The organism is Enterobacter nematophilus (assembly GCF_026344075.1).
Taxonomy (GTDB): domain Bacteria; phylum Pseudomonadota; class Gammaproteobacteria; order Enterobacterales; family Enterobacteriaceae; genus Enterobacter; species Enterobacter nematophilus.
Genome location: NZ_JAPKNE010000001.1, coordinates 337,178 through 352,749, shown reverse-complemented (window position 1 = coordinate 352,749; position 15,572 = coordinate 337,178). Strand labels below are relative to the sequence as shown.

Sequence of the window (15,572 nt, the reverse complement as noted above, 5' to 3'; positions counted from 1 at the left end):
GCCTGGACGGCGGGAGGTATGACGGTGAGCGTCAGCGCGAAAGATGCCTGGGGCAACACCGTTGAAGCGGAACACCCGATTGAACTCGATCTCAACGCCGTGGCGGTCACCATTGATACCGTCTCCGGCGATGACCTGCTGAACGCGGCAGAAAAAGGGAGCGATTTAACCCTTTCCGGCCAGACGCAGGGCGTTGAGGCGGGGCAAACCGTGGTGGTGAAATTTGCCGACCAGACCTTTACCGCGCAGGTGCAGCAGGATGGCTCCTGGAGCCTGACCGTGCCTGCCAGCGCCATGGAAACCCTGATTGACGGGCGCGCGCAGGTGAGCGTCAGCGTCACCAACGTCAGCGGCAACAGTGCCGACGCGTCGCGCGTGGTCACGGTGGATACGCAGCCTCCGGCGATTACGCTCGATAACCTGACCGACGACAACATCATTAACGCGGCGGAAGCGCAGCAGGATTTAGCGTTAAGCGGCAGCAGCACGGCGGAACCCGGCCAGACGGTCACCGTGACCCTTAACGGCAAAACCTATCAAACCACGGTTCAGGCGGACGGTACCTGGCAGCTGAGCGTGCCTGCGGCCGACGTGGGGGCGCTGGCAGACGGCATTGTCACCGTGACGGCAACCGTCAGCGACGTGGCGGGCAACGCCAGCAGCGCGGACCGCGTTGGGCTGGTGGACGCGACCGTGCCGCAGGTGACCATTAACGACTTTGTCACCGCCACCAACACCGTGAACCAGCTCGCCCATTCACAGGCGCAGATCCTGAGCGGCTCCGTGACCGGAGCGGCAGCGGGCGATCTTGTCACCATCACCATCAACAGCGTGGATTACACCACCGTGGTGGATGCATCAGGCAACTGGAGCCTCGGCCTGCCCGCGTCGGTCGTGCAGGGGCTAACTGACGGCACCTGGACAATCGACGTCTCCGTGACCGACAGATCCGGCAACACAGGCAGCCATTCACTGGACGTGGTGGTGAATACCGTGACGCCAGCTATCGGCATTAACACGCTGGCAGCGGATGACGTGATTAACGCCGTCGAGAAAGGCGAAGATCTGCAGATCGCCGGCACCAGCAACCAGCCTGCCGGTACCACCATCACCGTGACCCTGAACGGCATTAACTACACGACGACAACCGATGATAGCGGCAGCTGGAGCGTTACCGTGCCGGCGGCTGCGGTCGGCGCGCTGGGCGAAGCGAATTACACCGTGACGGCGAACGTGACCGACAGCGTGGGCAACAGCGCCTCTGCGAGCCACGACGTGCTGGTGGACAGCTCGCTGCCGGTTGTCGCGATCGACGCGCTGGCGGGCGATAATATCGTTAACGCGGCAGAAGTGGCGGCAGGCCAGACCCTGACCGGCAAGGTCGCTAACGCGGCGGTAGGTGACACTGTCACCATTATTCTGGGCGGAGAGACCTTTACCGTTACCGTGCAGGACGATCTCTCCTGGAGCCTGCCGTTAACCCAGAGCCAGCTAATCGCGCTCGGCAACGGGGATTTGACCGTCTCAGCCAGCGTCACCAACGCGCACGGCAATACCGGCTCGTCTTCGCTGGACTTCACCATCGACGCCCAGCTGCCGGGCCTGCGTATTGATACCGTGGCGGGCGACGACGTCATTAACGTCATAGAGCACGCTCAGAACCTGATTGTCTCCGGCTCAAGCACCGATCTGGCGGCGGGCAGCACCGTCACGGTGACCATTAACGGCAAGGTCTATTCCGCAACCGTGCTGGCGGACGGCACCTGGCAGGCGGCGGTACCGGCAGCGGACGTGTCCCAGTGGGCGGACGGTTCGCTGGATATCAAGGCAAGCGCGCAGGATCCTTCCGGCAACCCGGTGACTATCGGCACCGTCGTGGACGTCGATCTCGCGCCGGTCGCCGTCAGCATCAACAGCGTGACCGCGGACAACGTGCTCAACGCGGCGGAAAAAGGCCAGGATCTGGTGCTGTCCGGCACCTCATCTAACGTAGAAGCGGGCCAGACCGTCACCATCACCTTTGCGGGTAAAACCTATACCACGACGGTGGACGCCAACGGCGACTGGACGTACACCGTACCGGCTGCCGATTTGAGCGGCCTGAAGGACGGCGACGCCAGCGTGCAGGTAAGCGTGAGCAACGTGAACGGCAACGCGGCGTCGTCTGCGCAGGAATTCAGCGTCGATACCGCCGCGCCAACGGTGACCATCAACGCCATCAGCGGCGATAACATGCTGAACGCGGCAGAGGCGGCGCAGGATTTGACCCTGAGCGGAACGTCTACTGCCGAAGCGGGCCAGACGGTGACCGTGACCTTCAACGGCAAGCAGTACGCCGCGCAGGTGCAGGCCGACGGCAGCTGGACGCTGGACGTGCCGGCAGCCGATCTGACGAGCATCGCCGACGGTAACGCCACGGTCACGGCTTCCGTATCCGACAAAGCGGGCAACCCGGCCAGCGCGGATGCCTCCGTGCTGGTGGATACCACCGTACCGCAAATTACCTTCAACATCGTCGCGGGCGACGACATCGTGAATATTGCCGAGCACGGCCAGGCGCTGATCGTCTCCGGCAAGGTTACGGGCGCGCAGGCGGGTGACGTTATTACCGTCACCCTGAACGGAAAAGACTACACCGCGATGCTGGACGCGTCCGGAAGCTGGAGCGTGGGCGTTCCGGCGGCAGATGTGGGCGCGCTGGCTAACGGCGACCAGACGATTTCGGCAACCCTCACCGATAAAGCGGGTAATAACACCACCGCCACGCATGAATTCGACGTCTCCCTGACCGCGCCGGTGATTGCCATCAATACCCTGGCGGTTGACGACGTGGTTAACGCGGTCGAGAAAGGCCAGGATCTGCAGATTTCGGGCACCAGCAACCAGCCGGAAGGTACAGCCATTACGGTGACCCTGAACGGCATCAGCTATACCGCCACCGCCGACGCCAGCGGCAGCTGGAGCGTCACCGTTCCGGCGGCGAACGTCTCGGCCCTGGGTGAAGCGAGCTACGCCGTGACGGCAGGCGTGACCGACGCCGCGGGCAACAGCGCGAGCGCCAGCCACAGCGTGCTGGTCGACAGCGCGCTGCCGCAGGTCACCATCAACCCTGTCGCCACGGACGATGTCATTAACGCGGCGGAAGTGGCTTCCGGGCAGACCCTGAGTGGGAAAGTGAGCGGCGCGGCGAGCGGTGACACTGTCACCCTTTCAATCGGCGGCAATACTTACACCGCGACGGTTCAGGACGATCTGAGCTGGTCGGTCAACGTGCCGTCCGAGGTATTAACCGCTATCGGTAACGGCGATCTGACGGTGTCGGCCAGCGTCACCAACGGCCACGGCAACACCGGCTTCGGCGAGCGAGAAATCGTTATAGACGCCAATCTGCCGGGCCTGCGCGTTGATACCGTGGCGGGCGACGACGTGATTAACAGCATTGAGCATGCGCAGAACCTGATCGTCACCGGCTCCAGCGACGGCCTGGCAGCGGGCACGACGCTGACCGTGACTGTAAACAGCAAAACCTACGCGGCCACGGTGCTGGCAGACGGTTCCTGGACGGCGGCCATCCCGGCGGCAGACGTCAGCGCGCTCGGCGCAGGCACGGTCACCGTGAAGGTCGAGGGGAATAGCGCGGCGGGCAACCCGGTCTCCATCAGCCACGACGTGAAGGTGGATCTGGCGGCGGTCGCGATCAGCATTGACGCCATTGCTACCGACGACGTGATTAACGCGGCGGAGAAAGGCGCAGATCTGGTGCTGTCCGGCTCCACCAGCAACGTGGAAGAAAACCAGACCGTATACATTACCTTCGGCGGCAAGTCGTACACCGCGACGGTGGATGCCAGCGGCAGCTGGACGGCGACCGTGCCGTCTGCCGATTTGGGCAGCCTGAAGGACGGCGACGCCAGCGTGCAGGTGAGCGTCACCAACGTGAACGGCAACAGCGCCTCGGCGGGGCGTGAGTACAGCGTGGACGCCACCGCGCCGACGGTCTCCATCGAAATCGTCAGCGACAACAACATCATCAATGCGGCCGACGCGCAGCAGGATCTGATCGTCAACGGCATCTCTAACGCCGAAACGGGCCAGACCGTGACCGTAACCCTGAACGGCAAAGAGTACACCACCACCGTGCAGGCTGGCGGCAGCTGGAGCGTGACCGTACCTTCTGCGGATGTCGGCGTGATTACCGACGGCAGCTACACCATCAGCGCGGCGGTCTCCGATAAGGCGGGCAACCCGGCCGCTGCGGATCGCGACGTGCTGGTCGATACCACCGTTCCGCAGCTGACCATTAACACCGTTTCCGGTGACGACGTGATCAACAGCGCCGAGCACGCGCAGGCCCTGATTGTCACCGGTTCCGCGACCGGCGCGGCGGCGGGCGACGTGGTTACCGTTACCCTCAATAACAAATCCTACACCGCCACCCTGGACGCCTCCGGCAACTGGAGCGTGGGCGTGCCTGCGGCAGACGTTACCGCGCTGGCCGCCGGGGATTACACCATCACCGCGGCGCTGACCGATAAGGCGGGCAACAGCAACAGCGCCACGCACGGCGTGGAGGTGAACCTGACCGCGCCTGTGCTGACCATCGACACCGTTTCCGGTGACGACGCGATCAACAATACCGAGAAAACGCAGGATCTGACGATCTCCGGTACGGCTTCCGGCCTGGCGGCAGGCGCGGTGGTGACCGTGATGCTGAACGGCAAAGCATACAGCGCGCAGGTGGACGATAACGGAAAATGGACCACCACCGTTCCGGCGAGCGAAGTCGGTCAACTGGGCGAGGCGCTTTACACCGTCACCGCGTCAGCAACGGACGGCGTGGGCAACAGCACCAGCGCGTCGCACACCGTAAACGTCGAGTCCGTTCTGCCGGGGGTGATTATCAACGCCGTCGCGGGTGACGACGTCATCAACGCGGCGGAGCTGGCTGCCGGCCAGACCATCAGCGGTAAGGTAGTGAACGCCGAGGCGGGCAACACCGTGACCGTGACGATTGGCGGCAACAGCTACACCGCAACGGTGCAGAGCGATCTGACCTGGTCCGTTACCGTGCCGGAATCTGCGCTGACGGCGCTGGGCAACGGCGATCTGACCGTGTCAGCCAGCGTCACCAACGGCGTGGGCAATACCGGGGCGGGCGAGCGCGAAATCGTTATAGACGCTAACCTGCCGGGCCTGCGCGTGAACACCGTGGCGGGCGACGACGTGATCAACAGCATCGAACGTACTCAAAACCTGATTATCACCGGCTCCAGCGACGGCCTGGCAGCGGGCACGACGCTGACCGTGACCGTAAACAGCAAAACCTATCCGGCCACCGTTCTGGCGGACGGCTCATGGAGCGCGGCCATTCCGGCGGCAGACGTGAGCGCGCTGAACGCGGGCACGGTTACCGTGACCGTCACGGGCCAGAGCAGCGCCGGTAACCCGGTCTCCATCAGCCACGATGTGACGGTGGATCTGGCAAGCGTTGCCATCAGCATTGACGCCATCGCCACCGATGACGTGATTAACGCGGCGGAGAAGGGCGCGGATCTGGTGCTTTCCGGCACCACAAGCAACGTGGAAGAAAACCAGACCGTCACCGTCACCTTTGGCGGCAAATCTTACACCGCCACGGTGGACGCCGACGGTAAATGGACCGCCACGGTGCCAGCGGCCGATCTGGCGCCTTTGAAAGACGGCGACGCCAGCGTGCAGGTGAGCGTCACCAACGCCAACGGCAACAGCGCGTCGGCGGGCCGCGAGTACAGCGTGGATGCGACCGCGCCGTCCGTGACCATCAACACCCTGGCGACGGACGACATTCTGAACGCGACGGAGGCGAAAGCCGATCTGACCGTGTCCGGCACCAGCACCGCCGAAGCGGGCCAGACGGTGACCGTGTCGCTGAACGGCAAAGACTACACCACAACCGCAGGCGCGGACGGCAGCTGGACGCTGAACGTCCCGGCGGCGGATCTGGCTGGGTTAACCGACGGCAGCGTCACCGTCACCGCATCGGTAAGCGATAAAGCGGGTAACCCGGCGTCCGTGGATCGCAACCTGACGGTGGACGTGACCGTTCCTGCGGTGACTATCAACACCGTGGCGGGCGACGATGTCATTAACATCGCAGAACACGGCCAGGCGCAAATCATCAGCGGCACCGCCACCGGCGCGGCAGCGGGTGATAAGGTCACCGTCACGATTGGCGGCCAGACTTATACCACCGTGCTGGACGCGGCGGGCAACTGGAGCGTGGGCGTACCGGCGAGCGTGATTTCCGGCCTCAGCGACGGCTCCGTGACCGTCACGGCGTCAGTCACCGATGCCGCAGGCAACACCGGCACCGGCAGCCATAACGTGACCGTCGATACCGGTCTGCCATCGGTGGCCTTCAACGCCATCAGCGATGACAACGTCCTGAACGCCGTTGAAAAAGGCCAGGATCTGAGCGTCAGCGGCACCAGCGCCAACCTGACGGAAGGCACCATGGTGACCGTGACCCTCAACGGTAAAAACTACACGGCGACGACCGCGGCAGACGGTACCTGGAGCCTGACGGTTCCGGCAGCGGATCTGGCCGGCCTCGGCCAGGCCAATTACACCCTGAACGCGACCGCCACCAACGGCGTGGGCAACAGCGTCAGCAATACGGCGACCCTGCTGGTCGACACCGCGCTGCCGGCCGTCACCATCAATACCGTGGCGGGCGATAACGTCATTAACGCGGCGGAAGTGGCCGCGGGCCAGACCGTGAGCGGTACCGTGGCGAATGCCGAAGCGGGCAATACCGTCACCGTCTCCATTGGCGGCAACACCTACACCGCAACGGTGCAGAACGATCTGACCTGGTCCGTGAACGTGCCGTCTGACGTGCTGACGGCGCTGGGCAACGGCAGCCTAAGCGTGACGGCTACCGTCACCAACGGCCACGGCAACACCGGCTTCGGCGAGCGCGAGATCGCCATCGACGCCAGCCTGCCGGGCCTGCGCGTCGATACCGTGGCGGGCGACAACGTAATTAACAGCATCGAGCACGCGCAGAACCTGATCGTCACCGGCTCCAGCGACGGGCTGGCGGCAGGCACGGCGCTGACCGTCAACGTCAACGGCAAAGACTATGCGGCGACGGTGCTGGCGGACGGCACCTGGAGCGCGGCGATCCCGTCCACTGACGTGAGCGCGTGGCCGGAAGGCACCGTGAAAATCAGCGTCACTGGCGACAGTTCAGCGGGCAACCCGATTACCATAAGCCACGACGTGACGGTGGATCTGGCGACCGTTGCCATCAGCATCAACGCGATTGCCGCCGACGACGTGATTAACGCGGCGGAGAAGGGGGCGGATCTGGTGCTGTCCGGGGCGACCACCAACGTGGAAGCCGGGCAGACCGTGACCATCAGCCTGAACGGTAAAATCTACACCACCACCGTGGGCGACGACGGCAGCTGGACATACACCGTACCGTCTGCCGATTTGGGCAGCCTGAAGGACGGCGATGCCAGCGTGCAGGTGAGCGTCACCAACGTCAATGGCAACAGCGCCTCGGCGGGCCGCGAGTACAGCGTGGATGCCACCGCGCCGTCCGTGACCATCAACCCCCTGGCGACGGACGATATTCTGAATGCCGCCGAAGCGAAGAGCGATCTGACCGTGTCCGGCACCAGCACCGCCGAAGCGGGCCAGACGGTGACCGTGTCGCTGAACGGCAAAGACTACACCACCACCGCAGGCGCGGACGGCAGCTGGACGCTGAACGTCCCGGCGGCGGACCTGGCGGCGCTCGGCGACGGCAGCGTGACCGTGACGGCAAGCGTCAGCGATAAAGCCGGTAACCCGGCGTCGGTCGATCGCAACCTGACGGTGGACGTGACCGTGCCTGCGGTGACCATCAACACCGTGGCGGGCGACGACGTGATTAACATCGCTGAGCACGCGCAGGCGCAGATCGTCAGCGGCACCGCTACCGGCGCGGCGGCGGGCGATACCGTCACCGTCACGATTGGCGGCCAGACGTACACCACCGTGCTGGACGCGGCGGGCAACTGGAGCGTCGGCGTGCCGGCGAGCGTGATTTCCGCCCTGCAGGACGGCACCGTGACCGTCACGGCGTCAGTCACCGATGCCGCAGGCAATACCGGCACCGGCAGCCATAACGTCACCGTGGATACCGGGCTGCCGTCCGTGGGCTTTAACGCCATTAGCGGCGATAACGTCCTGAACGCGGTGGAGAAAGGTCAGGATCTGAGCGTCAGCGGCACCAGCGCCAACCTCGCGGAAGGCACCCTGGTGACCGTAACCCTCAACGGCAAAAGCTACGCGGCCACCACGGCGGCAGACGGCAGCTGGAGCCTGACGGTGCCGGCGGCGGATCTCGCGAGCCTGGGCGAAGCTAACTACACCCTGAGCGCAATCGCCACTAACGGCGTGGGCAACAGCGTCAGCAACACCGCGACCCTGCTGGTCGACACCGCGCTGCCGACCGTCACCATTAACACCGTGGCGGGCGATAACGTGATTAACGCGGCGGAAGTGGCCTCGGGACAGACCATCAGCGGTAAGGTGGCGAACGCGGAAGCGGGAAATACCGTCACCGTCTCCATTGGCGGCAACAGCTACACCGCGACGGTACAGAACGATCTGACCTGGTCCGTGAGCGTGCCGGAGTCCGTCCTGACCGCGCTGGGCAACGGCGATTTGACCGTGTCGGCGAGCGTCACCAACGGCCACGGCAACACCGGCGCGGGCGAGCGCGAAATCGTTATAGACGCCAGCCTGCCGGGTCTGCGCATTGATACCGTGGCGGGCGACGATGTGATTAACAGCATCGAACATACTCAAAACCTGATCGTCACCGGCTCCAGCGACGGGCTGGCGCCGGGCACCACGCTCACCGTCACCGTGAACGGCAAAACCTATGCGGCCTCCGTGCTGGCGGACGGCACCTGGAGCGCGGCGATCCCGGCCGCGGACGTGGGGGCCCTGGCTGCGGGCACGGTGACCGTGACCGTTGCTGGCCAGAGCGCGGCGGGCAACCCGGTGACCATTAGCCACGACGTGACCGTCGATCTTTCAGCGGTCGCCGTGAGCATCGATGCGATTGCCACCGACGACGTGATTAACGCGGCGGAGAAAGGCGCGGATCTGGTGCTCTCGGGCAGCACCTCGAACGTGGAGGAAAACCAGACCGTCACGATCGCCTTCGGCGGCAAAACCTACACCGCGAAAGTCGATGCTGACGGTAACTGGACGGCCACCGTGCCTTCCGCGGATCTCGCGGGTCTGAAGGACGGTGACGCCAGCGTGCAGGTGAGCGTCACCAACGCGCACGGCAACAGCGCGTCGGCAGGCCGCGAGTACAGCGTGGACGCGACCGCGCCGTCCGTGACTATTGATACGGTGGCTGGCGATAACGTGATTAACGGCAGCGAAGCGGCTGCGGGCGTGGCCATCTCCGGCACCACCACGGCGGAAGCCGGGCAGACGGTCACCGTGACGCTGGGCGGCAAGAGCTATACCGCGCAGGTGCAGCAGGGCGGTATCTGGAGCGTCAACGTGCCGGGCACCGATCTGTCCGCACTGGCGGATAACGGCTACACCGTGCAGGCCAGCGTGAGCGACGCCGCGGGTAACCCGGGCAGCGCGGGCAAAGCGATTACGCTTGATACCACGCCGCCGTCCGTCAGCTTTAACGCCGTGGCGGGCGATGACGTCATCAACAGCGTGGAGCACGGGCAGGCGCAGATCGTCAGCGGTACGGCAACCGGCGCGAGCGTCGGCGATAAGCTGGTCATCACCATCGGTTCGAACCAGTACACCACCACCGTTGACGCCAGCGGCAACTGGAGCGTGGGCGTTCCGGCCAGCGTGATTTCTGCCCTGACCGACGGCACAGTGACCATTAGCGCGACCATTACCGACGGCGCGGGCAACAGCAGTACCCAGACCCACGATGTGGTGGTGAACACCGCCTCCGTGGCGCTGACGGTGAACACCGTTAGCGGTGACGACGTTATCAACGCGGCAGAGGCGGGCAGTTCGCTGGTGATTAACGGCTCCAGCGCCCAGTTTGCCAGCGGGACGCAGGTCACCGTGACGCTGAACGGCAAGACCTATACGGCCACCATCCAGAACGACGGCAGCTGGACGACCACCGTTCCGGCCGCCGACGTGGGTGCCCTGGCGGATGGCGCGAGCTATCAGGTCTCCGTGTCGGCGCAGGACAGCGCGGGCAACAGCGCCTCGGCGACGCACGGCATCAGCGTGGATACCACCGCGCCGGTCGTGAGCATTGCGACGCTGTCGGGTGACGACATGCTGAACGCGCTGGAAGCGCAGCAGCCGCTGACGGTACACGGTTCTTCCAGCGCGGAGGCGGGCCAGACCGTCACCGTGACGCTGGGCGGCAAAACCTACACTGCGCTTGTCGGCAGCGACGGCACCTGGACGCTCGACGTGCCGGCGGCAGATTTGGCTATCCTGAGCCAGGGGGCGCTGACGGTCACCGCGTCGGTCAACGACAAAGCCGGTAACGGCGGCCAGACCACGCACACCTTAACGGTGGATACCGTCGCGCCAACCGTCACCATCAGCACCGTGGCCGATGACGATATCGTCAACAACGCGGAGCAGCTGGCGGGTCAGACCATCAGCGGTACCACCACCGCGGAACAGGGCCAGACGGTGACCGTCTCCTTCAACGGGCACAGCTATCAGGCGACCGTCGGGGCGGACGGATCGTGGTCGGTCTTCGTGCCGGGCCGTGATTTCCTCGGCCTGAGCGACGGGGATTACACCATCACCGCGTCGGTGAGCGATAAGGCGGGCAACCCGGGCAGTGCGACGCACGACGTGACGCTGAACGGCGATGTCCCAACCATCGCGATTAACACCTTTGCGCAGGACGATATCGTCAACGCCGCCGAGCACGGCACGCCGCTGGTCATCAACGGCACCACCGACGCGCCTGCGGGCCAGACGGTGACGATTACGCTGAACGGCAAAACCTACGCGGCGACCGTGCAGAATGACGGCACCTGGAGCTACACGGTGGGCAGCGCAGACGTCACCGCGCTGGCAGACGGCGGTTCATACGTGATTAACGCGCAGGTCAGCAACGCCATCGGCAACAGCAGCAGCGATAACCACACCGTCACGGTGGATCTCACCGCGCCGTCGATGGGCATCAGCATTGATTCGCTGCAAAACGATACCGGCCTGAGCGCGAGTGATTTCATCACCAACGACGCTCAGGTAGTGGTTAACGGCTCCCTGACCGCGCAGCTCGGCAATAACGAGAAGGCGCAGATCAGCCTCGACGGCGGCACCACCTGGATTGACCTGACCGTGACCGGGACCACCTGGCGCTACACCGACGGCCGTACCCTGACGGACGGTACGTATCAGTACCAGGTGCGTGTAATCGATAACGCCGGAAACGTGGGGGCTACGGACAGCCAGGACGTGGTGATTGACCTGACGAAGCCTGCGGCGACGACCATTACCTTGGATTCCGTCACCCAGGATACCGGCCTGTCCGGGAGCGACTTTATCACCAGCGACAACCAGATCAGCCTGAAAGGGACGCTCGGCGCGGCGCTGGGCAGCGGCGACCACGCGCAGATCAGCCTCGACGGCGGGGTCACCTGGACCGACGTCAGCGTTAGCGGCCTGAGCTGGACCTACGTGGACGGTCGTACGCTGCCCGACGGAGACTACAACTACCAGCTGCGCGTGATTGACGACGCGGGCAATATCAGCGCCACCGCCAGCCAGATAGTGACGATTGATACCGTTGCGCCGGACGCCAGCAAAACCATCGCCATCGACAGCATCAGCGACGATACCGGCCTGAGCAGCAGCGACTTTATCACCAACGATACGTCCCTGACGCTGCACGGCTCGCTCGGCGCGACGCTGGCGGACGGCGAGTATGTCCAGATCAGCCTCGACGGCGGCGTCACCTGGCAGAACGTGATCGTCACCGGCAGCAGCTGGTACTACGTGGACGGTCGTACGCTGGGTAACCAGACCTATGACTACTACGTGCGCGTGGTGGATGCCGCGGGTAACGTGGGGGCCAGCGCCCATCAGCAGGTGACCGTCGATACGGTCGCCCCGGATGCGGCGATTACGGTGACCGTGGATAACATCACCGTGGATACCGGCTTCGACAATAACGACTTCCTGACCAGTTCGACCTCGTACACGCTGCACGGAACGCTCGGTGCAGAACTCGGCGCGGGTGAGTTCGTGCAGGTGAGCATGGACGGCGGCAGCACCTGGGTGTACGCCACCGTGAGCGGTACGCAGTGGAGCTACGGCGATACGCGTACCCTGACCGACGGCAGCTACAGCTATCAGGTCCGTGTCATTGACCAGGCGGGCAACGTCGGGGCAACTACGTCGCAGGCGGTGACGGTGGATACCCAGGCGCCGCAGTACGGCGTCACCATCGACAGCATCAGCGAAGATACCGGCCAGTCCGGCAGTGATTTCATCACCATGGACACCACGCTGACCATCAACGGTTCGCTGGGTAGCGCGCTGGCAAGCGACGAGCGCGTGCAGATCAGCCTCGACGGTGGGAATACCTGGCTCGATACCACGGTCACCAACCTGCGCTGGAGCTACACCGATACCCGCGATCTGCCTGACGGAGACTACACCTACCAGGTGCGGATTATCGACCAGGCGGGCAACGTCGGCTCCACCGCCTCCCAGGTGGTGACGGTGGACACCACGCCGCCGACAACGGTGGGGACGGTCGTGAGCTATACCGACGTTGAAGGAGAGCGCCAGGGCACCTTCGGCAGCGCGGTGGCAACGGACGATAACGCGCCGCTGATTAGCGGGACGCTTAACCGTGCGCCGGAAAGTGGCGAGATTGTGCAGCTGTATCGTGACGGTGTGCTGCTGGGACAGGTGACGATGAACGGCGCTGCCAGCTGGTATTTCCAGGACAGCGGTCTGAACGACGGTAATCACACCTATACGCTGCGTGTGACCGATCTGGCAGGGAACTTCACCGATTCAGATGATTTCGTGCTGAAAGTGGATACGAGCATCCCAACCACCACGGTGAGCATTAACCCTGAGACTACGACGGACATCACCCCGATCCTGAGTGGTCAGGTATCGGCGGGACTGACCAACGGCGAGTACGTGGTTATCACCGTGAACGATAAGACCTATACCTCAGAGCCCGGCGGTGCGGTCGTGGTCGATCCGGATAATAACACATGGTATTTGCAGCTTCCGGACGGCGATGCGCTGAGCGTGAAGAACTACGATGTCACGGCACAGGTGAAAAGCAGCGCAGGCAACGGCAATACCGCCGGGTTGACTACCGGTAGCCTGATCGTGGGCAGTGAAGAGTCGTTGACACCGACCTGGTCATTTACCGCCGCGAACTACTCCTATTCTTCCAGCTATATGCTGGATGCGGACGGGCTGTGGACGATTATGGCTAACCAGCAATTCGCATCGGCAAACGCCGGTAGCCGTAATTCTTACACCGTTTCAGGTAATTTCTCGATGACGGGAAATTACACAACCGGTACCTACGCGGATATCAACCGCGACGGGCTGGCTGACGTGCTGGCGGAAGGAACAAGCTACTCGTACATGGCGCAGCTGATTAACAACGGAGATGGGACGTACACCTCCAGTACGCTGACCAATATGGGGGCTGCGGTGTGGTATGGCGCGGTGGTCGCCATAGACATTCAGGGCGATGGCTACACCGACTTTGTGATTGGCGATGCGGGTGGGCCGGATTCCAGCACATTTATGCTCAATAACAACGGCACGCTGATGGGCAGTTCGAAGTCCGGGACGTACTCCAATTTTGTATCGGGCTCAACGGTAGGTAACTACAACAGCCTGATTGAAACGTCCGGCGTGGATTTAAACAACGACGGAAAAGTTGATATTGCCCAGCATACGACCAATGGGGGCAACAACTACGCCCTGTCGACCATGTTTAACCAGGGCAATGGCACATTTACCTGGGGGCAAAATTTTACCAACACCATGTACAGCGGCTATGGCGCAGCCGCAGCGTCCAGCGCAGTAAGCATGACCTGGGCCGACTTTAACGGTGATGGTTACATGGACCTGTATATGAGCATGTCGCGCACCTCCAGCGGAACCAGCCAGGGCGGGGTGTTAATGCTGAACGACGGTAGCGGTAACCTTCTTGCCGGCACTGCGGTTGGAACGGCGACCACGGATAAGTTTGTGGGTAACGTCAGCGTGGCGGTGGACTGGAACCTCGACGGCAAGATGGACATCATCAAGCTGGCGAATAGCGGGCAGTCTTATCTTTACACCAATGATGGACTGGAGGGTACCGCAAGCTTTACCGCCTCAAAATTCAGTACCGCTACGTCAAGCCAGGTATCCGGCGCGGCCCTGCTGGATTACGACTGGGATGGCGCACAGGATCTGCTGATTTTCCGTCAAAACGGTACGGTGCTGCTGGAGCGGAATACCAATACGGTCGCGCCTGGAACGGCTTTGCATTTGAAGATTGTCGACAGCGAAGGGATTAACGCCTTCTTTGGCAACACGGTCCAGCTTTACGACTCGGCAGGTCAACTGGTCGCCAGCGAAATCATCAATGCCCAGTCCGGGATCGGCATTAACGATTCCTCATCGCTCATCAGTTTTTACGGTCTGGATCCCAGTGAAACGTACCGCGCGGTGCTGGTTCGCGCCGTTAACGGTGTATCGAGCAATGAAATTTGGGATGGGCTGACGGCAGGGGACGGTAAAGAAAGTTATGCCCTGACGGCTGAAGCGGCCACGGGCGGTCACCAGGGTACCCTGACAGGTACCGGCTACAACGATACCTTTATCGCTGAGGCAGGAACGTATACCTACAACGGTTCTGGTGGCTGGACGACGACCTCTGAACACGACACCTGGAGCAGTACAGGCGGTATGGATGTTGTGGATTATCGTAACGCCACTTCCGGCGTCACCGTGGATCTGGGACGCTCAACGGCCCAGAGTACCGGATTCGATACCGTAACGCTGGTGAACATTGAAGGCATTAACGGCTCGGACTTCGACGACGTCATTACCGGCAACAGCGGTGATAACCAGTTCGAAGGCCGCGGCGGGAACGACACCTTCAACATCGGCAGCGGCGGCCACGATACGTTGCTCTACAAGCTGATCAACGCGTCGGACGCGACGGGCGGTAACGGTCACGACGTGGTGAACGGCTTCACCGTCGGCACCTGGGAAGGCACGGCGGACACGGATCGTATTGACCTGCGCGATCTGCTCTCCGGCAGCGGCTATACCGGCACGGGCTCGGCGAGCTATGTGAACGGCGTGGCCACGCTGGACAGCAGCGCGGGCAATATCACCGATTACGTCCGCGTGGTGCAGAACGGCAGCAATACCGAAATCCAGGTGGATCTGGACGGTACCGCAGGCCAGTTCTCGCCAACCACCCTGGTGACGCTCAACGGCGTGCAGACGGACCTGGCGACGCTGCTGGCGAATCATCAACTGTTAATTGCGTAAACCAACGCCGCGGGGAGCAATCCTCGCGG

At 63.2% G+C, this 15,572-nt stretch carries 1 protein-coding gene; it reads left to right on the top strand.

Annotation, left to right across the window (positions count from 1 at the left end; translation table 11 throughout):
* Positions 1 to 18: 18 nt before the first annotated feature.
* Positions 19 to 15,543, top strand: a complete 15,525-nt coding sequence (locus OSH03_RS01605) for an Ig-like domain-containing protein (protein ID WP_478213771.1) — start codon at positions 19 to 21, stop codon at positions 15,541 to 15,543.
* The last annotated feature ends 29 nt before the right edge of the window (positions 15,544 to 15,572 follow it).